The organism is Verrucosispora sp. WMMD1129, assembly GCF_029581255.1.
In the GTDB taxonomy this organism is placed as follows: Bacteria; Actinomycetota; Actinomycetes; order Mycobacteriales; family Micromonosporaceae; genus Micromonospora; species Micromonospora sediminimaris.
On record NZ_CP120741.1, the window covers coordinates 20,213 to 45,422 of the forward strand.

Below are 25,210 nucleotides of genomic sequence, written 5' to 3' on the forward strand. Positions count from 1 at the left end.
GGGAACCAAAAACCGCTGGCCGGCACCCGACACCCCGGGTGCCGGCCAGCGGGCTTTGCGGCGTTTGAGGACCGGCCCAAGAAGTCGGCACCGCCCCCTGCGCATCCGACCGGCCTGCGGATGTGGCAGCGTGATCGGATGGACTCCCCGCCGGTTGACGTCGATCTCGCCCTGGTGGGCGGGGGTGGGGCGGCGTCGCTGGTGCTGGCCGCGTTGGCTCGGCACCGCGTACGCGACGTGCGGATCGCGGTCGTCGATCCGGTGCACCGACGTGGGCAGGACCGCACCTGGGCGTTCTGGGGCCGGCCCGGCAATGACCTGGACGAGTTGCTAAGCGCCAGCTGGTCACGCGTCGAGGTGGTCACGCCCGACACGCAGCACGCCCTGGATCTGACTCCGCTGCGGTACGCGATGCTGCGCTCCGGCCCGATCTACGAGCGGGCCGCAGCGGCGGAGCGACGCCTGGGCGTTACCCGGATCGTCGCCGCTGCCGGAAGCGTCGACGACGATGGTGAACGGGTGCTGGTGCGTACCGCCGAGGGTCGACCGCTGCTGCGGGCCGGCTGGCTGCTGGACTCCCGGCCGCGGCCACCGCACCGGCCCGGCCGCACCAACTGGTTGCAGCACTTCCGGGGCTGGTGGTTGAGAGCCGACCGACCGGTCTTCGACCCGGCGCGGGCGGTCCTGATGGACTTTCGCACCCCGCAGCCTGCCCGGGGGGTCTCGTTCGGCTACGTGCTGCCCGTCGACAGTCGGTACGCCCTGGTCGAGTACACCGAGTTCTCACCCCACCTGCTGACCGGAGCGGCGTACGACGCGGCGCTGGCCGGATACCGCGACCTGCTCGGTCTCGACCCGGCCCGGCTCACGGTCGCCGAGGTCGAGAACGGCGTCATCCCGATGACCGACGGCCCGTTCGTGGTCCGGCCCACGCCGCGAGTGGTACGGCTCGGCACGGCGGGCGGTGCCACCCGGCCCTCGACCGGCTTCACCTTTTCGGCGATGCACCGTCAGGCCGAACAGGTGGCCCGGGCCGTCGCCGCCGGGCGGCCACCGGTGCCGGCGTCCGCGTACCCCGACCGGCACCGGTGGATGGATGCGGTCGCGCTGCGGGCGCTGAACGGTGGCCTGGTCGACGGTCCGGAGTTCTTCGGCCGCCTCTTCGAGCGCAACCCGGCCAGCCGGGTGCTGCGCTTCCTCGACGGTGACACCACCGTGGCCGAGGACCTGGCGGTGATGCGCTCCACCCGTCTCCGACCGATGGTCACCGCGACCGTCGCCGATGCCGTCGGTCGGCTACGCGACCGGCTCGCGCCGTCGCGCCAGCCGGCGTGGACCGTGCCGCCGCCCGTCGTCGACAGCGAGTCGCCGAACGTCGACGCCCCAGGTCACTGAGCCACAGCGGAGTCGGCCTCGGACCGGTGGTGGTCGGCGGCGAGCGCCCGCAGCTGCGGGCCGTCCAGCCGAAGCACGTCGATCTCGTCGACGGTGCGGGCGTGCAGCCGTCGGTAGAAGCGCAGCGCCGGATCGTTGGTACGCAGCACCCACCACTCCAGGCGGGCGCAACCGCGTGCCACGGCCAGCCTCGCCAGGTGGGCCAGCAACGCCCGACCGACGCCATCGCCGCGATGCTCCGGCCGGACGTACAGGTCCTCGAGATGGATGCCGGGCCGGCCGGCCACGGTGCTGTAGGTGGGGTAGTAGAGCGCGAAACCGACCGGGTCACCGGCGATGTCGGCCACCACCGCCTCGGCCACCGGCCGGTCGCCGAACAGCGCGTTCGCCACGTCCGCCGGCTGTGCCGCCACCTCGCCGGGATACTGCTCGGCCTCGGTCAGCTCGACGATGAAACGGTGCAGCATCTGCGCGTCAACCGGCTCCGCCGGGCGGATCAGCAGCCGACTTTCGGTCACGACATCACTCACTCCGCCGACCCTAACGGCCCGTCGAGCGACCCGGGGGCCCGCGGACGGTAGGGTCTGCCGCCATGGTGGACGAGACGGCCGGCCGGGTGGTGCGGATCTGGACCGACGGGGCGTGCAGCGGCAACCCCGGCCCGGGCGGCTGGGGCGCGGTGCTGCGCTACGGCTCCCACGAGCGTGAGCTGCGCGGCGGGGAAGCGGACCCGACCACCAACAACCGGATGGAGCTGACCGCCGCCATCGAGGCGCTGGAGAGCCTGACCCGCCCGGTCACCGTCGAACTGCACACCGACAGCACGTACGTGCGCAACGGCATCACCAGCTGGCTGGCGTCGTGGAAACGCAACGGTTGGCTGACCGCCGCCAAGCAGCCGGTGAAGAACGCCGACCTGTGGCAGCGGCTGGAAGCGGCCTGCGCCCGGCACCAGATCACCTGGCTGTGGGTGAAGGGCCACAACGGGCACCCGGAGAACGAGCGGGCCGACGCGCTGGCCAACCAGGGCATGAACGAGGCGCGGAAGGCCGCCGCGCCAGTTCGCCGCTGACCGATCGCACCGGGCCGCGCCGGGGCCGGGCTGGGCCGGGGCCGCGCCGCGCCGGGGCCGCGCCGGGCCGTCGTCTCGTACCGGTCAGCGGCGCCGGCCGCGCCGCGACGTTCTCGGCGAGGCGAGCGGCAGGTGTGACCAGTGGGCCGGGCGGCTGATCCGTCCCGGCAACCGGGTCCGCAGGTCGCCCCGGGCGGCGTCGACCTGTGACCGGTGCAGGAAGAGAGCATCGGACAGGTCGGCCCCGCGCACGTCGGCCCCGCGCAGGTCCGCGCCGGTCAGGTCGGCTCGGGCCAGGTCCACGCCACGCAGGTCGGCGCCGACCAGCGCGGCACCCCGCAGGTTCGCCCCGCGCAGGGTGGTGCGGCGCAGGTCGCGGCCGACCAGCGTGGCGCCACGCAGGTCGGCGCCAGCTCCGCCCCGGGCGCGGGCCAGCGCGGCAGTACGCGAGAGCAGCGAGTTGACCGCCGCCCGATGCGTGTCGACGTCGGTGGCGAGCAACGTCTGCGGGTCGCCACCGGTCAACCGCTCGGTCTCCGCGAGCGCAGCTGCCAGCCCCGCCCGCAGGTCGGCTGGGGGACTCATCCGCAGCGCCTCGGTGAGCAACCACAGCAGCTCGTGCAGCGGGCGCATCACCGCGAACACGTCGAACATCTGCCGTGCGCGTCGCGGCTCCTCGCGCCAGTCCCGACCGCCGAAGGTGACCTGGGCGACCCGCTGACCCGCGCCGAAGCAGTCGAAGACGGTGCAGCCGGGAAAACCCCGTTCGCGAAGCTCGGCGTGGATGGTGCAGCCGAAATCCGCTCCCAGGTTGCGGCACGGCTGGCCGGCGGGCTTGTCGAGCGCGAAGTCGCTCGACGCGGCGAAGGCGGGGGCGACGCAGCACAGGCCGAAGCAGCGGGCACAGTCGGCCCGTAGCTCGTCCCCGGCCGGCCCACCCTCCTCGGACATCCGGTCCGTCCCTCCTGGCGGCGGTTGGATAACGTCTAACAGCTCTATTGCCTGCGGTGGATCTCTCTGACATATTCCTGCGTGGACGCTGCCAGCGACGGTCGCCAATCCGGATGCCGCGCTGCGGTGACGCCGTCATGCCGGAGGAACCCTCGTGAAGCGTAGACGTCGCCATCTTCTTGTTGGCCTGGCGGTCGGTGCCCTGGTGGCGTCGACGGGTCTGGTCGGAATTCACTTCGCCGGCGCCGAGGTGCCGGCACCCGTCGCGGTCGGCGGGGAGATGCCCAACGCGCTCGGCACCCACCTGGAGCGGCTGCGCCGCGCCGTTCCGGGCGACAGCGGAATGTCCCCCGACGGGCCGGGCGGCGCCGCCCAGCAGGCGTTCCTGGAGCGGGCCTACCCCGCGGACGCGATCACCATTGCCCAGTTGGACCGGTCCAAGTCGGCCTTCAAGGCCGCCGACAAGCGGTTCAAGGGCAGCCGGCATTGGACAAACATCGGCCCGAGCGAGGCGCTCTACCCGTTCACCGAGTACCGCAACGCCTTCAACTACGTGCCCAACGAGTACGTCGCGGGCGGTCGGGTCACCTCGATCGACATCAGCCCCGACTGCTCGAAGCTGCTCTGCCGGGCGTACGTCACCCCGGCCGGTGGCGGCGTCTGGGGCACCCTGAACATCCTCGCCGCCGAACCGAAGTGGTTCTACCTGGGCGGCCCGCTGGGCATCAACGCCGCCGGCGCGGTGACCATCGACCGCAACGACCGCACCGGCCTGACCATCTACGTCGGCACCGGCGAGGCCAACACCTGCGGCTCCGGCTGTGTCGCCGGCGTCGGCCTGTACCGGTCCACCAACGGTGGCCTGACCTGGTCCGGCCCGCTCGGCAAGGACGTCCTCGGCGGCAAGGGCATCGGTGAGATCACCATCAAGCCCGGCGACCCCAAGACGCTCTACGTGGCCACCACCACGGCGCTGCGCGGCATGTCCAGCTCCTGCTGCACCGGGGTCACCCGGCCGGTGCCGGACGCCGAGAAGTGGGGCCTGTACAAGTCCACGAACGGCGGCAAGAGCTGGAAGTTCATCCACAACGGCTCGGCCGACGCCACCGCCTGCACCGGCAGCGCCGCCGAGTACAACAACACCGCCACCTGCTCGCCGCGCGGCGTACGCCAGGTCAAGCTCGACCCGCGCGACGCCAACATCGTCTACGCCAGCTCGTACGCCCGGGGGGTGTGGCGCTCCTCCGACGCCGGGGCGACCTGGACGCAGATCAAGCCGTCGCTCAACGCCGCGATGTTCCAGACCCGGCCGGCGATCGACGTGACCGCCCTGCCCGGTGGCAAGACCCGGATGTACGTCTACGAGGGCAACACCGGCACCCCGTACTCGCGGCTGTTCCGCAGCGACGACGTGGCCGCCGGATCGCCGACGTTCACCGACCTGACCAGCTCCAACCCGGCCGATCCGGGCTTCGCCACCTACAACCAGTGCACCGGCCAGTGCTGGTACGACGTGTTCGTGCACACCCCGGCGGGGCACCCCGACATCGTCTACACCGGCGGCTCCTACGTGTACGGCGAGACGGTGGCCAACAAGCGGGCCGTGATCCTCTCCACCGACGCCGGGGTCAGCGGCACCGACATGACCTACGACGGCACCGACGAGTTGCACCCCAACGGCCTGCACCCCGACCAGCACGACCTGGTCACCAACCCGCGCAACCCGTACCAGTTCTTCGAGGCCAGCGACGGCGGCGTGATGCGCTCCAGCGGTGAGTTCGTCGACCGCTCGTCGTGGTGCGACAACCCGGACCGCAACCTGACCAAGCCGGGCCAGCAGGACCGCTGCCGGCAGATGCTGTCGAAGATCCCGTCGAAGCTGGACGGCGTCAACAAGGGCATGAACACCCTGCAGTTCATCAGCCTCTCGGCCAGCCCGCACGACGTGAACCTGTTGCAGGGCGGTACCCAGGACAACGGCACCTGGGAGAACAAGGGCCAGCGGCAGCGCTGGGTCAACACGATGATCGGTGACGGCGGGGCCTCCGGCTGGGACGTCGCCCGTCCCGAGTTCCGGTTCCACACCTACTACGACGTCTCGCCCGAGGTGAGTTTCGCCAACGGTGACATCGCGAGCTGGATCTGGACCGCCGACCCGATCTACGGTCAGCCGGGCAGCCTGTTCTACGCCCCGGTGATCAGCGACCCGAAGGTCAGCGGCACCATGTTCGCCGGCACCGGACTGTCCGCGTACCGCACCAAGACCTTCGGCCTGGGCGACCGCAGCCTGGCCGAGGCCGACCGGATCTGCAACTCCTGGACCGGCACCTACGAGGAGGACTGCGGTGACTGGGAGCCGCTGGGCACCACCAACCTGACCGGTACCGGCTGGGGCGACCGGGCCGGCGGCGCGGTGTCGGTCATCCAGCGGGTCGACTCCGACAGCTCCACCGCCTGGGCGGCCACCAGCACCGGCCGGGTCTTCGTCAGCCGCAACGTCGACGCGGAACCGGCCGCCGCGGTGACCTGGACCCGGGTGGACACCGCCGCCACGCCGAACCGCTTCGTCACCAGCATCCACATCGACCCGGCCGATCCGGCCCGGGCGTGGATCTCCTACAGCGGGTACGGCTCCAACACGCCGACCACCCCCGGCCACGCCTTCGAGGTGACGGCCACGGCCGACGGGGCGACCTGGAGCGACAGGTCGTACGACTTCGGGGACCAGCCGATCACCGACCTGGTCCGCGACGACGTCACCGGCGACCTGTACGCCTCCACCGACTTCGGGGTGCTGCTGCTGCCCAAGGGCAAGAAGTCCTGGACCAAGGCGGCTCGCGGCATGCCGAACGTCGAGGTGGCCGGCCTGACCATCGTGCCCGGCGAGCGGATCCTCTACGCTGCCTCGCACGGTCTCGGCGCCTGGAAAATGACCTTGAAGTAAGGAACACGATCATCGGCACAACATTGGTGAGGGGTCGCGCTCGCGGCCCCTCACCGCTGCCCGAACGGGCCGCCCGGCTGTGGCGTACGCTCGGCGCGGTCTTCGTCCTCTTGGTTTTCGTTCCGCCCCTGCTGCTGTTGGTCTCCGGCTCCCTCACCGAGCCCGGCCTGCCACCGTCCCCGACGCCGCAGCTGGTGCCCGAACCGCTCTCCACGACCGGCTACGAGCGCGCCCTCGACCTCGGCGGCCTGCTGCGCGCCTCGCTCAACTCGCTGCTCGTCGCCGTGGTGGCGGTGCCGTTGAGCGTGCTGGTCGCCGCACTTGCCGGCTTCGCGTTGGCCAGAATCGCGCCGCGCGTCACCGCCGTGGTGGTGGCCGCCTCGCTTGTCGCGCTGATGGTGCCGGCGACCGCCCTGCTGGTGCCCCGCTTCGCGATCTTTCGGCTGCTCGGGCTGACCGACACCCTCGTACCTCTGATCGCCCCGGCGCTGCTTGGCACCTCGCCGCTCTACGTGCTGGTCTACTACCTGGCCTTCCGGGCCCTGCCGGCCGACCTGTACGACGCCTGCCTGGTGGAGGACCTGTCACCGCTGCGGACCTGGTGGCGGGTCGCGCTGCCGCTGGTGCGCCCGGTGACCGCCGGGCTGACCGCGCTGACCTTCGTGCTGACCTGGTCGAACTTTCTCGACCCGCTGATCTACATCTACGACCGTGAGCTGTTCACCCTGCCGCTGGCGCTGCGGTCGCTGTCCCTGCTGGACCCGACCAACTTTCCCGTCTTCCTGGCGGGGGCGGTGATCGCCACGGTGCCCGCGCTTGTGGTCTTCGCGCTGGCGCAGCGGCGTTTCCTGCACCACGACGACCGATCCGGGGGATGACCATCGTGCGAATCAGATCCCTGTCCGCCCTCGCGTTGAGCGCCCTGCTCGCCCTCACCGGCTGTGGCTCCGGCGGCGGGTCGTCCTCAGGTGATCCGGTCAAGCTGCTGGTGTTCGGCGCCCCGGAGGAACTCGGCGCGTACCGCACCCTGATCGAGGCGTACCAGCAGGCCCGGTCCGGCGAGCGGATCCAGCTGATCGAGGCCAGCGACCGCAAGGACCTGCTGGCCCGACTCGCCACCTCGGTGGCCGGCGGCGCACCACCGGACCTGTTCCTGATGAACTACCGCTTCTACGGCCAGTTCGCCGCCAAGGGGGTGGTGGAGCCGCTGGACGAGCGGATCGCCGGCTCCTCGGTGCTCGACCCGGCCGACTACTACCCGGTGGCGATGGAGGCGTTCCGGTGGGACGACGCCCAACTGTGCCTGCCGCAGAACGTCTCCAGCCTCGCCGTCTACTACAACCGCACCCTGTTCACCGAGTACGGGGTGCCCGAGCCGACGGCCGGCTGGACCTGGAACGACCTGGTCACCACCGCCACCCTGATGACCCGCGACGACCGGGGGCTGGTGATCAAGGGCACCGAGGCCGAGGGGGCGGCTCGGCTGCCCGCCGTGCACGGGCTCGGCGTGGAGCCGTCGATCATCCGGCTGGCCCCGCTGGTCTGGTCCAACGGCGGTGAGATCGTCGACGACCTCGAGCGGCCGACCCGGCTCACCCTGGACAGCCCGGCCGCCCGCGAGGCGCTGCGGAACCTGATCGACCTGCGGCAGGCGTACGGGGTGGTGCCCAGCGACGCCGAGGTGGAGGCGGAGGACGACGAGTCACGCTTCCTCAACGGCCGGCTCGCCATGCTGATGACCTCCCGCCGAGCCACCACCAACTTCCGCACCATCACCGGCTTCGAGTGGGATGTCGCACCGTTGCCGGTCTACCGGCAGCCGGTGGGGGTGCTGCATTCCGACGCGTACTGCATGACCCGCGGGTCACGGAACAAGGACGCCGCGTGGCGGTTCATGGAGTACGCGATGTCTGAGGAGGGACAGCGGATCATCGCCGCGACCGGGCGTACCGTGCCGTCGCACATGGAGGTGTCCCGCTCACCCGCGTTCCTGGACCCGGATCAGCCGCCCCGTAACTCGCAGGTCTTCCTCGACGCCATCCCCACCGTCCGGGCCCTGCCGACCGTCTCCACCTGGCCCGAGATCGAGGACCTCAGCTACGGCATCCTGGAGAACGCCATGCATCGGGGCGACAAGCTCGACGACGTGATCCGCGAGCTGGACGCCAAGAGCCGGCCGATGTTCGCCCGGGGAGAGAACGGGTGAGCGACGGGCTCGTCCTCGACGGGGTCAGTGCCGCCTACCGCGACACCACCGTGCTGCACGAGGTGGACCTCAGCGTCGCCCGGGGTGAGCTGTTGGTGGTGCTCGGCCCCTCCGGCGCCGGCAAGTCGACGGTGCTGCGGGTGGTCGCCGGGCTGGAACCGGTCACCGCCGGTCGGGTCCGCATCGCCGGCCGCGACGTCACCGAGGAGCGACCCGGCCGCCGCAACGTGTCGATGGTCTTCCAGTCGTACGCCCTGTTCCCGCACCTGACCGTGGTCGAGAACATCGCCTTCGGGCTGGAGGTACGCGACATTCCGCGCCGGCTGGCGCGCGAACGGGCCCGGGCGGCGGCCGAGACGGTGGGCTGCGCCGGGCTGCTCGACCGCCGGCCCGGGCAGCTCTCCGGCGGGGAACGTCAACGGGTCGCCCTGGCCCGGGCGCTGGTCCGCGAGCCGGACGTGTTCCTGCTCGACGAGCCGCTGTCCAACCTGGATCTGGCGTTGCGCGCCGAGATGCGGACCGAGCTGCGGGCCCTGCACGACCGGATCGGGGCGACAATGGTGCACGTCACCCACGACCAGACCGAGGCGCTGGTGCTCGCCGACCGGATCGCGGTGCTGCGCGACGGGCGGGTCGAGCAGGTGGGCACCCCGGACGAGATCTGGCGCACCCCGGCGAGCAGCTTCGTGGCCCGGTTCGTCGGCTCACCGGCGATGAACCTGCTGCCGGCGGACGGCCCGCTGCGACCACGAGGCGACGCGCCCACGCTCACGGACGAGGCACTGCTGGAGATCGGGTTCCGACCGGAGGCCGTGGCGCTCGACTCGACCGAGGGCACCCCCGCCACCGTCGACCGGGTCGAGGTGATCGGCGAGGACGCCTTCGCGTACCTCCGCCTCGCCGCCGGACAACAGGTGGTCGCCCGGGTGCCGGCGGCCCGCCGGCCCGACCGGGGCGCGACGGTACGCCTCGACGTACGGTGGGCGGACACGCACCTGTTCCACGCCGCCACCGGTCGCCGGTACCAGCCGTGAGCGCCAGTGGTGCGGCACCGGGCCGGCGAGCGGCCCGGCCGGTGCGCAGCCCGGACACCAGGGCGCGGCGGCAGCTGGCGTTGATGCTGACGCCGTACCTGATCGGGCTGGTCGGTTTGGTGCTGGTGCCGGCCCTGGTCACGCTCGGCATGTCGGTCACCGACTACGACCTGCTGCGTCCGCCGACCTGGGCCGGGCTGGACAACTTCGCCGCCCTGCTGGACGACCCGATCTTCCGGGTGGCGCTGCTCAACTCGGTGGTCTTCGCACTGGTGGCCGTGCCGCTGCGGGTGCTGCTGGCGCTGGGACTGGCGCTGCTGCTGCACCGCCGGGCGGCCGGCGTCGGCACCGCCCGCACCGCCACGCTGCTGCCCACCGCCGTACCGGAGATCGCGTACGGCCTGCTCTGGCTCTGGCTGTTCAACCCGCTGTACGGGCCGATCAACCAACTGCTGCGGGTAGGCGGGGAGAACGGGCTGACCGCGCTGGGCCGTACCCCGCCGCAGTGGTTGACCGACCCGACAAGCGCCCGCGCCGGGATCATCCTGATGAGCCTGTTCACCATGGGGGAGACCTTCGTGGTGCTGCTGGCCGCCCGGCGGGCGCTGCCCCGCGACGTGTACGAGATGGCCGCCATCGAGGACGCCACCGGCTGGGACGTCTTCCGCCGGATCACCCTGCCGCTGATGGCTCCGGTGCTCGCCCTGCTGGCGGTCCGCGACGCCGTGGCCAGCCTGCACTTCACCTTCGTGCCGGCGTTCGTGGTGACCGACGGCGGCCCCCCGCCGTACGCCACCACCTACCTGTCGCTCTTCGTCTACCAGACCGGATTCGAGTACCTGCGGTACGGCTACGCGGCGGCGGCGACTCTGGTGATGATGCTGCTGACCGTCGCGGCGGTGCTCGTGCAGTGGCGGCTCATCCGCCGCTACCGTCGCTTCTACCAGGTGTGACCGTGGCGCGGGGCCCCTGCTCTCCAGCGACGTTACGGGCCCAGCGCAGCAGAGCGGTGAAGGCCAGCGCGGCGGTCACCGCGCCACCGGCGAGCCGCACCCGGTGCCCGGCGACGAACTCCTCCGCCACCTGGCGCAGGTACTGCGGTGAGTGGGCGCCCACCGGATCGACGAACATGATCTCGTTGCGGGGCCAGAAGAAGACGACCGAGAAGAGGAACTCACACGCGACGAAGACCATGGTCGCGGCGGCGACCCACCACCGCAGCCGGCGATCTCGCCAGGTGAGCACCGTGGTGGCGCCGCCGAGCAGCACCACCGAGGCGCCCAGCGGCGGGAAGTAGTCGCTCGGGCCGCTGACGCTCAGGAAGTCGCGGGCGCGCTCCAGCGATGCCGGGGCGTCGTGGAAGATGTTCGGGTAGAGCATCACGGTCTCGGCCGCCACGCCGCCGAACGACATCATCGCCGCCCAGGTCAGCGCGATCAGGCCGAGCCAGGTCAGTCTGCTGCGAGACACCGGTCCTCCTACCGGTTCGGCGCCCGTCCGGGCGCGGTCGGTCCGTTGCGCTACGAACGCTAGGTCGGCGACTGTGGGTCAGCTGCCGTCCGGCGACGCGAATGAGGGTCGCCTCTCGACGTACCGCCGCGACTGTCCGGCACGTCCCTGGGCGATGGTCGGCAGCGCCAGGTGTAGCTGGGGCGACGGCGGGTAGCTGCCCTCGATGGAGGTGGTCGAGGAGTCGCCGTACCGGTTCCGGATCGAACGGCGTGACCCGATGCGGGTGCCCGGAGTGGTCTTCGCGTCCCGGTCCCTGCTGCCCGACCCGGCGGCGGACCGCTCGCTGGAACAGGTCGCCAACGTGGCCACCCTGCCCGGCATCGTCGACGCCTCGTACGCGATGCCGGACCTGCACTGGGGCTACGGCTTCCCGATCGGCGGGGTCGCCGCCACCGACGTCGAGGCGGGTGGGGTGGTCTCGCCGGGCGGTGTCGGATTCGACATCTCGTGCGGGGTCCGGCTGCTCGCCGCCGACCTGGGCCGCGACGAACTACGCCCGCACCTGGACGCGGTGATGGACGGGCTCGGCGCGGCCACCCCCCGGGGCATGGGCAGCGGGGCGGTGTGGCAGCTGACCAGCCGCGACGAACTGGACGCGGTGCTGCGCGGCGGCTCCCGGTACGCGGTGCGGCGTGGCTTCGGCGTGGAGCGGGACCTGGACCGGTGCGAGGACCACGGCGCGGTGGACGAGGCCGACCCGACCCAGGTCAGCGAGCGGGCGATCGAGCGCGGCGCGCGCCAGGTGGGCAGTCTCGGCTCCGGCAACCACTTTCTGGAGGTACAGGCCGTCGAGCAGGTGTACGACGAGCCGGTGGCCGAGGCGTTCGGGCTGCGTACCGGCCAGGTCTGCGTGATGATCCACTGCGGTTCGCGGGGCCTGGGCCACCAGATCTGCACCGATCACGTGCGGATCATGGAGCGGGTGATGGACCGGCACGGCATCCGGGTACCGGACCGGCAGCTCGCCTGTGCGCCGGTCGCCTCCGCCGAAGGACGTGCCTACCTGGGCGCGATGGCCGCGGCGGCCAACTACGCTCGGGCCAACCGGCAGTTGCTAGCCCACGCGGCGGGGCAGATCTTCAGGCGGCAGACCGGTCGGCGACTCGACCTGGTCTACGACGTCTCGCACAACCTCGCCAAGATCGAGGAACATGTCGTGGCGGGGGTCGCGGGCCGGCTGTGCGTCCACCGCAAGGGGGCCACCCGTGCCCTGCCGCCGGGGCACCCCGAGTTGCCCGAGGACCTGCGCGCGGTCGGCCAGCCGGTGCTCATCCCCGGCTCGATGGGCACCGGCTCGTACGTGCTGACCGGGGTGAGCGGTTCGCCCGCCTGGGCCTCCACCTGCCACGGGGCGGGCCGGGTGCGCAGTCGCAAGCAGGCCGTCTCCGCCGGGCGCGGCACCGACCCGCGCGGCCAGTTGGCGGCGCAGGACATCGCGGTACGCGGAGCGTCGCGGCGCGGCCTGGCCGAGGAGATGCCGTCGGCGTACAAGGACATCACGGCTGTGGTCGAGGCCGCCGAAGGCGCCGGCCTGTGCCGCAAGGTGGCCCGATTGGTCCCGCTCGGCGTGGTGAAGGGCTGAACGGCACCTGCCCGACGGTTCGTGGCCGGTGTCGGCCAGCGGGTGACGTCACACGTCCAGCGTCACCGCACAGGACCAGCCGGTTCCGTCCGGACCGAAGCGCAGCTCGTGCAGCGAGACCGCCTTGGGTACCGCGCCGGTGAGCTCCAGGTCGGTGGTGGCGCAGGTGTGCCAGCGCACCAGCAGCCCGTCGACTCCGTCGTCGATCACCTCGGTCGCCAGCGGCAGCTCGTCGGTCGTCTCCATTCGGAAGATCACCTCGTCGAGGACAGCCACCAGCAGGTCACCGTCGGCAGCGGGCGGCGCGTGGAACACCCGTTCGGCACGGGGACGGGCCCCGCCGGGGTCGGCGAACGACCCGACCAGCGCGGCGACCGCCTCGGCGACACAACCGGCCCGGTCCGGTGCCCACGCCTCGATCCGCACGTCGGCGGTGTGCGGTACGCACCGGTGTCCCCGAGCTGGCTCCATTGCTCGATGATGCCTAGTGCGCGCCGAGCCGGGCGATCGGTTCGACCAGTTCGCGTTCCTCGTAGGACAGGTGAGACAGCAGCGTGTCGCTGAGCAGGTCCACCGCGGCGCGCAGGTCGGCCATCCCGTCCGGGGTGGCCACGAAGGCGACGAGCGCCCGGTCGACGCCCTCCAGCACGTCGTGGATGGCGTGGTGTTCCTCCTCGAGCCGGTCGATGACCGGTGCGAGTCGTGGGTCGGCCCGCCGCAGGTGCGGAAAGAGCGACCGGTCCTCGATCGTGTGGTGGGTGGTGACCACCCGGCAGTACGACTCGCAGTAGGTGCCCAACGTCCACTTGTTCTGCCGCATGGTCATCGTGTTGATGTGCGAGCGGGCCGTACCCACGTCGATCAGACCGGCCGCGACCTGCTCGATCAGGTCGTGGATCTGGGCCAGCTCGGCGCGTAGACCGTCGTGCACGTCGATCAGGTGCTGCGCGCCCGCCTGGTCGTGCGCCGTGTAGGTGCGCTGCGGGTCCGGGGCTGGTCCGGCCGGTCGGGCGGCCTCGTCCCACACCTGCACGTCGCTGCGGCGTACGCCGTCATCGGGTGTCGGCACCACGGCGAACGGTGCCGCACCGACCGGGGCCGGGCGGCCGGTCGGCCCGGCCGACGTGGTGTGGCGGCGCGTGCCGCCGGTGGCCCCGGCCGGGTCGGCCCCTTTGCGGGTCCGGTCGGCCGGGGCACCGGTCGGAGGGTCGGCGCGTTCGGCGGCGACCAGTTCCCGGGTGGCCGGTGCCACCTCGGCGGCGAACCGCCGCAGATCGTCCGGATCATCGCTGGCCAGGATGAACGTGCTGATCCCCTCGGTGAGGGCCAGGTCGGCGAGTTCCTCGGCCCACTGCTCGGCCGGACCGTCCAGCGGGCCACGTCCGGTGGCCGCGAACCGTCCGTTGACGTTGAGCAGTCGCCGCACGTCGGCGGGGGAGCGTCCGGCGTCCGCGGCGGCCTCGTCGATGATGGTGTTGCCCCGGGCCAGATCGCCGGGTTGCAGGTAGGCCAGCGACGGTAGCCAGCCGTCCGCCCGCCGCCCGGTCAACGCCAGCATGCGCGGCTTGTAGGCGCCGAGCCAGATACCGACGTCGTGGGCCGGGGCCGGCCCGCGTTTGGCGCCGACCGCCCGGTGGAACTCGCCGGGGACCCGGACGCCGCCCTGGGCGTCGACGTTCCAGATCTGGCGGATGATCTCGATCGCCTCCTCCAGGGCGCGTACCCCCTGACCGGGAGAGAGGCGTCGGCCCCCCATCGCCTCGATGGCGTCCCAGAACGCGCCGGCGCCGAGGCCGAGTTCCATCCGGCCGCCGCTGAGCAGGTCGAGGCTGGCCACGCCCCGGGCGAGCACGGCCGGCGGGCGCAACGGCAGGTTGGTGACGTTGGCGGACAGGCGTACCCGTTCGGTGCGAGCCGCGACGAAGCTGAGCAGTGTCCAGGTGTCCAGGAACGCCGGCTGGTACGGGTGGTCCTGAAACGTCACCAGGTCGAGCCCGACCTGCTCGGAGAGCATGGCCAGGCCGACCGGCCGGGTCGGGTCGGCGTTGCCGGGCGTGAGAAACGACCCGAAGGTCAGTGGGTGCCCGTAGTCGCTCATCTCGGCCGTCCTTCCGGTCCTGCGGCGCGGACCCGCGCCGAGACAAATGTTATGTCGCACAGAACATCATTGCTCAAGAAAATATGTGATCTACGCTATCGTGGGCCGATGAGCGGCGCCCAGGCCAGTGATCCGATCAACGACGACCTCGGTTGGATGCTCGGTGTCGTATTTCGCGCCTACCTCCGCGCCGCCGACCATGCCGTCGGTGACCTGCCCGGCGGGCCCCGCGGATACCAGGTGCTCACCTCGGCGGACCGGGAACCGGCCCGCAACCAGGGCGCCATCGCCGAGGAGCTGGGCATCGACCGCACGGTGCTGACGTACCTGATCGACGACCTGGAACAGGCCGGGCTGGTGGTCCGCCGACCCGACCCGGCGGACCGGCGCAGCCGCCTGGTCACCCTCACCGAAACCGGGCGGACGGCTGCTCGGCACCGTCGCGAAGCCCTCGCCGCGGTCGAGGCGCGCTTGTTGCGGGAGTTGTCGCCGGAGCAGGCTGGCACCCTGCGTGACCTGCTGCAACGGGTGGCCTGCGCGGCGCAGGCGGACGACCCGCTGACCGACCTGTGTCAGGTGGCCGAGGCGGCGGCGGAGCGGCCGCCAGCCGGTCGCGCGGGCCGGCGGCGTTCGACCCGGAGCTGAAGCCGCACGTCACCGGGCGCGTCGGCCGGCAACGGCACGTACGCCCCCGCGCGGGGCACCCGGCGGCTGGTTGCTCGGCGTACCGTCCCGGAATGCGGCTCACGAAGTACACGCACTCCTGCGTCCGACTCGAACACGACGGCGTCGTGCTCGTCATCGACCCGGGCACCTGGAGCGAGCCGCGGGCTCTGGTCGGCGCGGACGCCGTACTTGTCAGCCACGAGCACACCGACCACATCGACGTGCTCCGGCTCGCCGGCCTCGGTGTGCCGGTCTTCGCGCCGGAGGGGGCCGTGCTGCCGGACCTGGCGCCGCTGACGGTGACCCGGGTGCGCCCGGGTCAGCGCTTCACCGCCGCCGGCCTCGACGTCACCGCAGTCGGCGGACGGCACGCCACCATCCACGGCGGGCAACCCGACTGCCCGAACCTCGGTTACCTCGTGGCCGACACGGTCTACCACCCGGGCGACTCGCTGGCCCCACCGGACCGGCCGGTGCGGACCCTGCTGGTGCCGGCGCAGGCGTCCTGGCTGAAACTGACCGAGGCGATCGACTTCGCGGTCGGGGTCGGTGCGGCCGAGGTCCTGCCGATCCACGACGCCCAACTCAACGAGCGTGGCCTGGCCAGCGTCAACGGCTGGTTCGGCGAGACCGTGCCCGGCTACCGCTACCTCGCACCGGGCGAGACCCGCTGACCCATGCGGACCCGGGACGGCCGCCCCGTGCCGGCCGCCCCGTGCCCAGCGTGACCGGCAGCTACGCCTCGAACCGAGGCGCGTCCGGGCTCAACATGCTGGTGCGTGCCGAGACGCCCCAGCCGTGCCGCAACCCGGCGGCGAGCGCGTCGAGCACCGCGGGCACATCGCGGTCCGCCTGGTGGTGCATCGCCTCCACCACCACCAGGACGGTGCGGGTGTCGTCGCGCACCGCCGACCACCCGCTCTGCCGATTGGTCCACCGGCGCGCGTGGGCCCGGCCGAGCGGATCCGTGAAGATCACCTCACCGGGCTCGGGGTGTTCCTCGACCCCACCGAAGGTCAGGTAGCGCTCGTCGCCCCGGGCCGGGCGTACCTCGATGCCGCCACCACACCTGTCGACGTCGAGGATCCCCACCGGCACGGCGTACGCGGCCGAGACGGCGTTGCCGAGGTCCACCAGCGGGCTCACCCTCGGCAGGTCGCCGGCCGTGCGCAGCCGCCGCAGCAGCGATTCCGCCGCGCACCGGTACTTCGTGGGAGCCAGGCCCATCCGCGTGAAGGCCCGCCGCCACGCCTGGATCTCCGCGAACGTCGCCTCGGTGCTCCCGTCGAGCCTGCGCCGGGCCGTCCCGAGCAACTCGGCCAGCGGCAGCTCGGCGCGGGGCTTCCCGGCGACGCCCTCGGCGTACAGCACGCCGGCGACGAGTGAGGGGTGCTGCGCCCACACCTGTGGTGAGTGCTGGAAGAACATGTTCGGCTCCTCGTCCACTCACGCCTCGGCGCGGGCCAGCAGCAGCCCGAGCCCCAGGAACGACCCGGCGAAGCACCGGCGCAACCAGTCGGCCACCCGAGGGCGGTCGAGCACCCGCCGGCGTACGGCGGCGGCGCCGAGCCCGTAGCCGACGAAGACCACAAGCGTCGTCGCGGTGAAGACCGCACCCAGGCCGAGCATCCGGCCGAGCGCACCCGGGCTGCCGGGCTCAACGAACTGCGGCAGGAACGCGACGAAGAAGATCGTCAACTTCGGGTTGAGCAGGTTCATCGCCACCGCCGAGCCGATGATCCGGCCGGCCGGCGGGGCGGGGCCGTGGTCGTTGACGGTGAACGCGCCCCGCTCGCGTACCGTCGCCACCGCCAGCCAGAGCAGGTAGCCCACGCCCACGTACTTGATCAGGTCGAAGGCCAGCGCGCTGGAGTGCAGCAGCGCGGCGAGCCCGGTCACCGCCGCCAGCAGGTGCGGCAACGTGGCCAACGTGCCACTCACGGCGGCGAGCAGCGCGGCCCGGTGCCCACCGGTCAGCCCGGCGGAGAGGGTGAACAGCACCCCGGCGCCCGGAGTCACGACGACCACCAGCGTGGTCAGCAGGAATGCGATGGTCACGAGAACTGCTTCCTGGTCGGTGATGGGTTCACCACCACCCTGCCGGCAGAATGGTCCGATGGGCAGTGCCAAAGACATGTCCGCTGACAGGTCCATAACGGTAGGAGCGGATCGGGGCCGGACGCCTCGCCCGGCAGCGGAGCCGACCCTCAACGCCGGGGCGGACTTCCTGCACCTGGACGTCGGGCAGGCGCCACCCGGAGGCCGGGCAACCTGGCTCACGGACCGGCTGCGCCGGGCGATCGCCGACGGCGTGATCCCCATCGGATCCCGGCTGCCGGCCACCCGCACCCTCGCCGCCGACCTGGGCGTGTCGCGGGGCGTGGTGGTCGAGGCGTACCAGCGCCTGATGGAGGACGGGCACGTCGCCGGCCGGGGCCGCGCCGGCACGAGGGTCGTGGCCAGCGCCCTCACCGCGACCAACGCCGTCGCCGAGCCGGCCGAGCCGCCGGGCGACGCGTCGCCGGCCCGGGTGGTCGATCCGGCCGCACTGTTCCGCGCCGCGCCCGGCACCGACGTCTTCGACACGGTACGCACCATCCCGGCCCACATCGACCTCACGCCCGGCGTACCCGATCTCGCGGCGTTTCCCCGCGCGGACTGGCTGCGGGCCGAGAAGGCGGTGCTCGGCCGGTTGGTCGCCGCCGACCTCGGCTACGGTGACCCGTGCGGCACGCCGGCCCTGCGCCGGGCCGTCGCCGGATGGCTCGCCCGCAACCGGGGCATCACCGTCGACCCGACCGAGGTCATCGTCACCACAGGTGTCTCCCAGGCGCTCGGCCTGCTGGCCCAGGCGCTGCGCGACAACGGCGTGACCACGGTCGGCGTGGAGGACCCGGGCTCGCTCGGCGTCCGTCAGCACCTCGACAACTGGCGGCTGACCACCGTGCCGATCCCGGTGGACGCCGCCGGGGTACGGGTGGACGAGCTGACGGCCAGCGGGGTGCCGGCGGTGATGCTCACCCCGGCGCACCAGTTCCCGACCGGCGCGGTGCTCGACGGCGAACGGCGTCGCCAACTCGCCGGCTGGACCCGAGCGGGCGGGCTGGTCATCGAGGACGACTACGACGCCGAGCACCGCTACGACCGCCCGCCGGTGCCCGCGCTGCGGGCCACCCTGCCCGAGCGGGTGTGCTACGCCGGCAGCGTGTCGAAGCTGCTCGCCCCGGCACTGCGGATCGGCTGGCTACTGGTGCCCCGCCGCTACCGAGACGCGGTGGTGGCGGCCAAACGCAACGCCGACCTGGGAAACGCCGTGCTGCCCCAACTCGTGCTCGCCGAGCTGATCACCAGCGGGGCGTTCGAACGGCAACTGCGGTTGCTGCGTCGGCGGCACGTACGCCGCCGGGACGCGATGACCGCCGCGCTGGCCCGGCACCTGCCGGAGGCGACCGTCCACGGCGCGGCGGCCGGGCTGCACCTGACGGTCACCCTGGACAGCGACGTGGTCGACACGGAACTCGCGGCGGCGGCGCTGGCGCGTGGGGTGAAGGTGCAGCCGTTGTCCTGGCACTGCCTGCGGCCCTACCGGCCCGGCCTGGTGCTGGGCTACGCGGCCAACACCGCCTCGGCCATCGACGCGGGCATCGCCACCGTCGCGGCGGCGCAGCACGGCGGGTAGCCGCCACGATCACCCCGGGCGGGGCTCGGCCGGGTGCTCACCGCCCAGTCGGGCGTCGGCCGCCTGCTGGCCGTCGTCGTCCCCGGCCACCTCGCAGATCGCCGCCGCGTCCGCCCAGTGCCCACGGGCCTCCTCGTGGTCGCCGAGCGCGGCCGCCGCGTCGCCCAGGTGCAACAGCGTCCGGCCCAACCCGGCGTCCGGGCGGCCACCCTCGCGCAGCCGCCAACTCTCGGCCAGCAACTCGTACGCCTGACGGGCCTGTCCCGGCGCCACGCCGAGCAACGCCACGCCCGCGTTGAGCAGCGCCACCGCCCGGTTGGTCGGGTCACCGAGCGACTCGTACTCGCGCAGCGCGGCCCGCCACGCCTGCGCCGCGTCGAGGTGCTCACCCATCGCCGAGTGGACCAGCACCAGATTGGTCAACGCCGCCGCGTAGCCGCGTGCGTCGCCGAGCGACCGGAACGAGTTTGCCGCCCGTACCAGCAGGTCGTGCGCGGTCTCCAGCTCGTGCCGCGCCAGCCGCGCCGCCCCCAGCCCGAGGTCGCTGAGCGCCCGACCGGCGCGGTCGGCGCTGGCCCGGTGTCGCCGCGACAGCTCCAGATGCTCCACCGCCTCGTCGGTGCGGCCGAGGTCGAGCAGGGCCAGCCCGAGATTCATCCGCGCCTGGGCGGTGCCCCGGCGGCCCTGCCCGGCCACCGCCAGACTGAGCGCGGCCACCGCACCGTACGGGTCGTGCCGGCGACGACGCAGCACACCCAGCTCGTTGTGGGCCCAACCGGCGATCTCCGGCCGGTCCTGGGCGGTGGGGTTGGCCAGCACGGTCCGGCAGACGTCCTCCCACTCGTCGAGCCGTTCGGTGTGGGCGAGCCAGCCGCACAGCGCCACGGCCAGCCGGAACCACCAGTCCCGCACCCGACCCGGCAGGGTCTCCACCGCGCCGGCCGGCACCTTGACCACCGCCAGCAGCAACTCCTGATGCAGGTCGAACCAGCCGTACGGATCGTCGTCGGGCAGCCGCTGGCCGCGGTCGAGAGCACCGGTCGCCAGGGCGGCCACCTGCTGCTCGGCCCGGCGGGCCAGATGCCGGGTCAGCCGCGCCTGCACGGTGACCCGCCGGTGCACCGGCTCGGCCTCCCGCAGATGCATCCGGGCGTACCCGGCGAGCAGCGGACGGATCTCGTACCGGTCGCCGGGCGCGCCGACGACGAAGGCACCGTCAGCCAGCTCGTCCAACAGGGCGGCGACCCGGTGTGGTCGGCGTCCGGCGAGCGCGGCGATGGTCGCCCGGTCCAGCGGTACCCGGCTCAGCGACAGCAACCGCCACAGCCGGCGAGCCTCGCCGCTGAGCGCGTGGTAGGCGGTGTCGCGAGCGGTGACCAACCCCGTCACCGGTGACACACCCACCCGCTGGTGCGGCGGTGTGTCGACGGCGCGGTGCAGCGCGTGCAGCACGTCGGCGGGCCGCCAGCCGTGCTGTGCGCTGCGTCGTCCCAGCTCGGTCACCGTGCGCGGCTGTCGTCCGCACAGCTCGACGATGGTCCGTACCGCCGGGTCGGAACGCGGGTCCGGGCGGTGCGGGCGGGCCACCGCGGTGGCCGCTCCGGCGTCGGCGAACATCTCCACCGCATCGTCGACGTCCGGCTCGGCCAGCCAGTACGCCACCACCCCGTCGACGGCGGCGAGCCGGCCGGTGCCGGCCAGCAGCAGCCGGCAGGCCCGAGCGGTCGGCGGTAGCAGCGGCCGGACCTGCGCCGGTGAGTCCACGTTGTCGAGCACCAGCAGCACCTTGCGGCCGTCCAACTGGCCGCGCAGCTCGTCGGCGGCGTCGGCCAGGTCGTCCGGCCGACCGGACCGGGGCGCCCGGGTGCCGACGATGCGGGCCAGCGCGGCCAGCACCTCCCGGGGCGAGCGGGCCCGACCACCTCGGCGCAGGTCGAGGTAGTACTGCCCGTCGGGGAAGTCCGCACGGCTCAGGTTCGCCGCCTGGATCGCGCACCAGGACGTACCGACGGCGCGCCGGCCCACCACCGCCACCGCGTGTTCCGGGGCGAGCATGGCCACCACCGCCTCCGCCTGGCCCTGCCGACCGGTGTAACCGGCCGGCCAGGGCAGCGTCGGTGCGCTGCTGCCCGCCTGCGCCTCGGCCTCCTCGCCGGCCAGCAGCTGCTCGCGTTGCCGCCGCCGCCACTCGACCAGGAAAGAGGCGGCCACGCCGAGCGCCGCCAGGCCCAGGCTCGCCGAGCCGAGGACGGTCAGCGACAACTCGGAGAGCAGATTGCCGGTGACGTTGCCGAGCACGGCGCTTACCCCGGCGCCCACCACCCCGCCGGCGGCCAACAGCACGCTCAACAGCCGGGACCGCCGGCCCGCCCGCCGGGGCGGGGCCCCGGTCACCGCACACCCCCGGCGACCAACCCGGCCACCACCTGCCGGCGGGCCAGCACGAACACCAGCACCGGCAGGATCGAGGCGAGTACACAACCGGCGGCGAGCGTGCCGCTGCCGGCCACGAAGCCGCGGGTCTGCCCGGCGAGGAACAGCCCGAGCGGGGCGGCGTCCGGACCGCTGAACAGCAGACCCACCACCAGGTCGTTCCACACCTGCACGAACTCCAGGACCGCCACCGCCACCAGCGCGGTGCGGTTGTGCCGGGCCAACCTGCGCAACGTGCCCCACCAGTGCCGCCCGCCGATCCGGGCGCCACGGACCTGCTCGGCGGGCAGATCGGCGAAGGAGTTGCGCAGTACCAGCACCGCGAACGGAACACCCAGGGCGATGTGCACCAGGGCCACGCCCCGGGCCGTGCCGGAGGACAACGCCAGCCCGAGCACCTCGTTGAGCGGGCCGGCGATCACCTGCACCGGGACCACCACCGCGGCCATCAGCACCAGCCCGGTGAGCTGGGCGGCCGGCCCGGTCAGCCAGGCCAGCGGATAGGCGGCGAGCAGCGCGACGCCCAGCACCGCGGCGGTGACGACGACGGCGAGCACCAGCGTGAAGCCGAGGCTGCGCCACAGCTCCGCGCCGCTGAGCACAGCCCGGTAGGAGTCCAGACCTGGCGGGCCGGACCACCAGCCGCCGGTGGCCGCTCGTACCGGATTCTGCAACGACGTGGCGGCCAACACCCCGAGGGGCAGCAGCCAGGCGATCGCCGCGCCCGCGGCGAGCAGCCGGACCAGCCGGCGCGGTGGCCGCGCGGTCACCGCGCCGCCCGCCGGCTGCTGCGGCGGCGGCCACGCCTGCCGGACGAACAGGGCCACCACCAGCATGCCGGCGGTCACCGCGACCAGCCAGACGACGCCCAGGGCGGCGCCCTCGCCGGTGGTCGTCGCACCGGACGTCTGCCAGATCCGCAGCGACAGCACCGCGGCCTCGTCGCGTACCGAGCCCGGGGTCATCACCAGGATCAGGTCGAAGGTGCGGCTGGTGCCGATCGCGACCAGGGCGAAGACCACCGCGACGGTACGCAGTAGCAGCGGTCGCCACTGCGCATCCCAGAGCACGTCGCGGCGGGTGCCGCCGAAGGCCCGGACCGCGTCGATGAGCCCGGTCGGCACCGCGTCGAGAGCGGCCCGGAACACCAGCATCGCCAGCCCGACCCAGGCCCACACGAACGCCGACATCACCGCCACGGTGACCAGGTCCGGCCCGAGCAGTTGGGGCAGCTGCTCCGGGTCGCGTCCGGTCACCCGGGCCAGCAGCAGGGTGGCCAGCCCGCGCCCCGGGTCGGGGTCGTAGAGCAGCCGGAAGGTCACGCCGGTGACCACCAGCGGCAGCGCGGTCGGCACCACCAGGATGAGCCGGACCAGCCAGCCCTCCTGGGAACGGCGGGAGGCCACGGCGAGCAGATAGCCCAGGACGGTGACCACCGTCGGTACCAGCAGCGCCCACAGCAGGGTGCGCCCGATCACCGCGGCGGTGCCGGGGGCGGCGAGGGCGGCCCGGTAGTGTTCGCCGCCCACCCAGCGGCCGTCGGTGGTGACGCTGGCGTGCACGGTACGCAGCACCGGCCAGGCCAGCAGGCCGCCGAGCAGCAGCACCGCCGGTGCCAGCAGCGCCCAGCCGACGCCGGCCGCCGGATAGGCCCGGCCGCGTCGAGGCGGCCCGACATCGTCGAGCACCGCCAGCTCGCCAAGCAGCGGGCCCCGGCTCACCTGCCGCCCCCCGCCGCCGCCCGGGCCGCCTCCGCCAGCTGTCCGGTGGCCCGGCCGACCGCCTCCCGGGCCGGCACCCCGTCGGTCACGTTCATGAAGAAGTCCTGCATGATCCGCCAGATCCCCACCCCGTCGGTGCCGGTGAAGGTGCCGGGCAGCTGGTCGGAGAGGTCGAACTGCACGCTGTCGGCGGCGCGCAGCTCGCTGGCGAGGCGCCGGCGCAACGGGTCGCGGTAGCTGGCCACCGGCACGGCGAGGTTGGGGGAGAGGTAACCCCCGGCGTCGAGCCAGGGCAGGAAGGCCACCGCGTCGCTGAGCCAGCGCACCAGCTCCGCCCCGCCGTCGGAGCCGGCGAACGCCACCGCCGCGTCGCCACCGACGATCAGCGGCTGGTCGGCCACCCGGGCGCCGGGGAAACGGAACGTGGCAAGCGGCTCGGTGCCCCGGCGGAACCGGCCGACCACCGCGTCGACGAAGTCGGCCTCGAACACCATGGTCGCCTCGCGGTGGTGCACCACCTGAATGATCGACTCCTCGAACTGGGTGAGCAGGGCCCGCCGCCCGCCGCCCGGGAACGCCCCAGCCACACTCCACAGCTCGGCGAGCCGCTCCAACGCGTACCGCACCGGCCGGCCCCGCCAGTCGGCCTCACCACGGGCCAGCGCCGCGTACAGGTCCACGTCGGCGACGTCGCCGAGCACGTTCTCGAACCAGTCGGTGAGCACCCAACCGTCGGCGGCACCGATCGCCAACGGGGCCGGGCCCGCACCCGCCCGGTGCCGTTCGCCGAGCCGGCGGGTCAACCGCACGAGCGCGTCCCAGGACCTGGGCGGCTCGGCCAGCATCGACGGGAAGTGCCAGAACAACGACTTGTGGGCCGCCTTGACCCAGACGCCGTAGCGACGCCCGTCGACGCTGAGCAGGTCGCGCATCCCCACCGGGGCGGTGTAGCTGACCGCCGGGGTCACCTCGCTGAGCCAGCCCCGCCGGGCGTACTCGACCACCAGACCGGGTCGGGGCAGGATCGCCACGTCGGGACTGGTGCCGGCGGCGCGGCGCGCGGTCAGAAACGCGTCGATGTCGTTGCCCACGCTGACCACCTGCACGGTCGTCGGGTAGCCGGCGACCACCTCGCGGAACCGGCCCAACTCGCTGCCGGCCCAGACGACCGCCACCTGCACCGACCGCCGACCCTGCCCACAGCCACCGGCCATCGCGCCGGTGGCCGCCGCGGCGGCGCCCAGCAGCGTACGGCGACGCAACCCGGCCCCGGTCATGCCCGCACCGCCGGCTGGACCGGGCCGGGCGGGACGTCGTCGACGAGTGGCACCCGCTCGGTCACGCCGGCCAGCACCTCCTCCTCGGCTGAGCAGAGCAGCACCGTCACGCCCGGGGCGTCCGGTGGGGCCGTGCGCTGGAGCAGGTCCGGTAGGAAGACCCCGTCGACCGGGGCCGGCAGGTCGACCACCAGCACCTCGGGCAGACAGGCCATGGCCCGGGCGAGTGCGACCCGGAATCGTTGCGCCTCGGACAGCAGGTGCGGGCGCAGACCCAGCGTGGGGGCGAGTTCGAGCCGGTCGACCAGGGCGGCCGCCCAGCCCTCGGCGACGTCGCGTACCCACCGGCGTCGGCGCTGACCGTAGGAGATGTTGCGGCCGACGGTGAGGTGGGGCAGCAGGGCGCCGCCGGCCGGCACGTATCCGATGCGACGGCGCAGCGGCGGCAGGTCGGTGACGTCGCGGCCGCCGACCAGGATCCGGCCGGTGACCGGCGCGGCCAGCCCGGCCACCACCCGCGCCACGGCCGTGGCCGGCCGGGGCCGGGCGATCAGGGCGACCGTCGCGCCGACGGCCACGTCGATGTCGAGCGGCGACATGTCCGGCACGGCAACGAGGTCGTGCATGCGTAACGTGACCA

Annotated in this window: 22 protein-coding genes; 11 read left to right on the forward strand and 11 right to left on the reverse strand. The window is 73.1% G+C overall.

Annotated elements, in window-relative coordinates; all coding sequences use genetic code 11:
* The first annotated feature begins 120 nt into the window (after positions 1-120).
* On the forward strand, positions 121-1,395 hold the full coding sequence (locus O7624_RS00105; protein ID WP_282238389.1) for a lycopene cyclase family protein: 1,275 nt from the start codon (positions 121-123) through the stop codon (positions 1,393-1,395).
* On the opposite strand, the gene O7624_RS00110 is transcribed toward O7624_RS00105, so the two are convergent.
* Positions 1,389-1,925: a GNAT family N-acetyltransferase gene (locus O7624_RS00110; protein ID WP_282238390.1), complete on the reverse strand. Its 537-nt coding sequence runs from the start codon at positions 1,923-1,925 to the stop codon at positions 1,389-1,391. The two genes, O7624_RS00105 and O7624_RS00110, sit on opposite strands and share 7 nt — an antisense overlap.
* A gap of 62 nt (positions 1,926-1,987) precedes the next feature.
* On the opposite strand from O7624_RS00110, the gene rnhA reads away from it, so the two are divergent.
* The gene (gene rnhA, locus O7624_RS00115; protein ID WP_093405601.1) at positions 1,988-2,467 is read left to right on the forward strand and encodes a ribonuclease HI; all 480 of its coding nucleotides are present in this window, start codon (positions 1,988-1,990) and stop codon (positions 2,465-2,467) included.
* A gap of 84 nt (positions 2,468-2,551) precedes the next feature.
* Here rnhA and O7624_RS00120 read toward each other — a convergent pair whose 3' ends face one another.
* Positions 2,552-3,418, reverse strand: coding sequence for a pentapeptide repeat-containing protein (locus O7624_RS00120; RefSeq protein ID WP_282238391.1), 867 nt, complete (start codon positions 3,416-3,418; stop codon positions 2,552-2,554).
* Positions 3,419-3,572: 154 nt separating this feature from the next.
* Between O7624_RS00120 and O7624_RS00125 the strand changes: the two genes are divergently transcribed.
* From O7624_RS00125 to O7624_RS00145, 5 genes are all read left to right on the forward strand, one after another.
* Positions 3,573-6,362 (forward strand): exo-alpha-sialidase, encoded by a 2,790-nt coding sequence (locus O7624_RS00125; RefSeq protein WP_282238392.1) that lies wholly within the window; start codon positions 3,573-3,575, stop codon positions 6,360-6,362.
* 26 nt (positions 6,363-6,388) lie between these two features.
* Positions 6,389-7,240: a carbohydrate ABC transporter permease gene (locus O7624_RS00130; RefSeq protein ID WP_282238393.1), complete on the forward strand. Its 852-nt coding sequence runs from the start codon at positions 6,389-6,391 to the stop codon at positions 7,238-7,240.
* Between the two features lie 2 nt (positions 7,241-7,242).
* On the forward strand, positions 7,243-8,568 hold the full coding sequence (locus tag O7624_RS00135) for a sugar ABC transporter substrate-binding protein (RefSeq protein ID WP_282240790.1): 1,326 nt from the start codon (positions 7,243-7,245) through the stop codon (positions 8,566-8,568).
* Positions 8,565-9,602 (forward strand): ABC transporter ATP-binding protein, encoded by a 1,038-nt coding sequence (locus O7624_RS00140; protein WP_282238394.1) that lies wholly within the window; start codon positions 8,565-8,567, stop codon positions 9,600-9,602. The genes O7624_RS00135 and O7624_RS00140 overlap by 4 nt, the downstream gene beginning before the upstream one ends.
* Positions 9,603-9,685: 83 nt before the next feature.
* Complete coding sequence (locus O7624_RS00145; protein ID WP_282240791.1) at positions 9,686-10,555, forward strand: sugar ABC transporter permease; 870 nt, start codon at positions 9,686-9,688, stop codon at positions 10,553-10,555.
* Here the strand turns inward: O7624_RS00145 and O7624_RS00150 are convergent.
* On the reverse strand, positions 10,521-11,072 hold the full coding sequence (locus tag O7624_RS00150) for a DUF1772 domain-containing protein (protein ID WP_282238395.1): 552 nt from the start codon (positions 11,070-11,072) through the stop codon (positions 10,521-10,523). The two genes, O7624_RS00145 and O7624_RS00150, sit on opposite strands and share 35 nt — an antisense overlap.
* 205 nt (positions 11,073-11,277) lie before the next feature.
* On the opposite strand from O7624_RS00150, the gene O7624_RS00155 reads away from it, so the two are divergent.
* Entirely contained in the window at positions 11,278-12,696 is a 1,419-nt protein-coding gene (locus O7624_RS00155) for an RtcB family protein (RefSeq protein WP_282238396.1), read from the forward strand.
* A gap of 48 nt (positions 12,697-12,744) precedes the next feature.
* Here O7624_RS00155 and O7624_RS00160 read toward each other — a convergent pair whose 3' ends face one another.
* Positions 12,745-13,167, reverse strand: a complete 423-nt coding sequence (locus O7624_RS00160) for an archease (protein ID WP_282238397.1) — start codon at positions 13,165-13,167, stop codon at positions 12,745-12,747.
* Positions 13,168-13,180: 13 nt separating this feature from the next.
* Entirely contained in the window at positions 13,181-14,794 is a 1,614-nt protein-coding gene (locus O7624_RS00165) for an LLM class flavin-dependent oxidoreductase (protein WP_282238398.1), read from the reverse strand.
* Positions 14,795-14,902: 108 nt separating this feature from the next.
* Between O7624_RS00165 and O7624_RS00170 the strand changes: the two genes are divergently transcribed.
* Together O7624_RS00170 and O7624_RS00175 are read left to right on the forward strand one after the other, a co-directional pair.
* Positions 14,903-15,439, forward strand: coding sequence for a MarR family transcriptional regulator (locus tag O7624_RS00170; protein ID WP_282238399.1), 537 nt, complete (start codon positions 14,903-14,905; stop codon positions 15,437-15,439).
* 92 nt (positions 15,440-15,531) lie between these two features.
* Positions 15,532-16,134 (forward strand): MBL fold metallo-hydrolase, encoded by a 603-nt coding sequence (locus tag O7624_RS00175; RefSeq protein WP_282238400.1) that lies wholly within the window; start codon positions 15,532-15,534, stop codon positions 16,132-16,134.
* 61 nt (positions 16,135-16,195) lie between these two features.
* Here O7624_RS00175 and O7624_RS00180 read toward each other — a convergent pair whose 3' ends face one another.
* Both O7624_RS00180 and O7624_RS00185 read right to left on the reverse strand, forming a co-directional pair.
* The gene (locus tag O7624_RS00180; RefSeq protein ID WP_282238401.1) at positions 16,196-16,888 is read right to left on the reverse strand and encodes a phenylalanine--tRNA ligase beta subunit-related protein; all 693 of its coding nucleotides are present in this window, start codon (positions 16,886-16,888) and stop codon (positions 16,196-16,198) included.
* Between the two features lie 18 nt (positions 16,889-16,906).
* Entirely contained in the window at positions 16,907-17,518 is a 612-nt protein-coding gene (locus O7624_RS00185) for a LysE family translocator (RefSeq protein ID WP_282238402.1), read from the reverse strand.
* A gap of 58 nt (positions 17,519-17,576) precedes the next feature.
* Here O7624_RS00185 and O7624_RS00190 point away from each other — a divergent pair, with 58 nt between their 5' ends.
* Positions 17,577-19,139 carry a PLP-dependent aminotransferase family protein gene (locus O7624_RS00190; RefSeq protein WP_282238403.1) on the forward strand — a complete coding sequence of 521 codons (1,563 nt, stop codon included), beginning with the start codon at positions 17,577-17,579 and terminating at the stop codon, positions 19,137-19,139.
* A gap of 9 nt (positions 19,140-19,148) precedes the next feature.
* Here the strand turns inward: O7624_RS00190 and O7624_RS00195 are convergent, their stop codons facing one another.
* The 4 genes from O7624_RS00195 to O7624_RS00210 are packed head-to-tail and all read right to left on the reverse strand — an operon-like array spanning position 19,149 to position 25,196.
* The gene (locus O7624_RS00195) at positions 19,149-21,533 is read right to left on the reverse strand and encodes a tetratricopeptide repeat protein (RefSeq protein WP_282238404.1); all 2,385 of its coding nucleotides are present in this window, start codon (positions 21,531-21,533) and stop codon (positions 19,149-19,151) included.
* Entirely contained in the window at positions 21,530-23,293 is a 1,764-nt protein-coding gene (locus tag O7624_RS00200) for an ABC transporter permease subunit (RefSeq protein ID WP_282238405.1), read from the reverse strand. The genes O7624_RS00195 and O7624_RS00200 overlap by 4 nt, the downstream gene beginning before the upstream one ends.
* Positions 23,290-24,570 carry an extracellular solute-binding protein gene (locus O7624_RS00205; protein WP_282238406.1) on the reverse strand — a complete coding sequence of 427 codons (1,281 nt, stop codon included), beginning with the start codon at positions 24,568-24,570 and terminating at the stop codon, positions 23,290-23,292. The genes O7624_RS00200 and O7624_RS00205 overlap by 4 nt, the downstream gene beginning before the upstream one ends.
* Complete coding sequence (locus O7624_RS00210) at positions 24,567-25,196, reverse strand: ATP-binding cassette domain-containing protein (protein WP_282238407.1); 630 nt, start codon at positions 25,194-25,196, stop codon at positions 24,567-24,569. The genes O7624_RS00205 and O7624_RS00210 overlap by 4 nt, the downstream gene beginning before the upstream one ends.
* Positions 25,197-25,210: the final 14 nt, after the last annotated feature.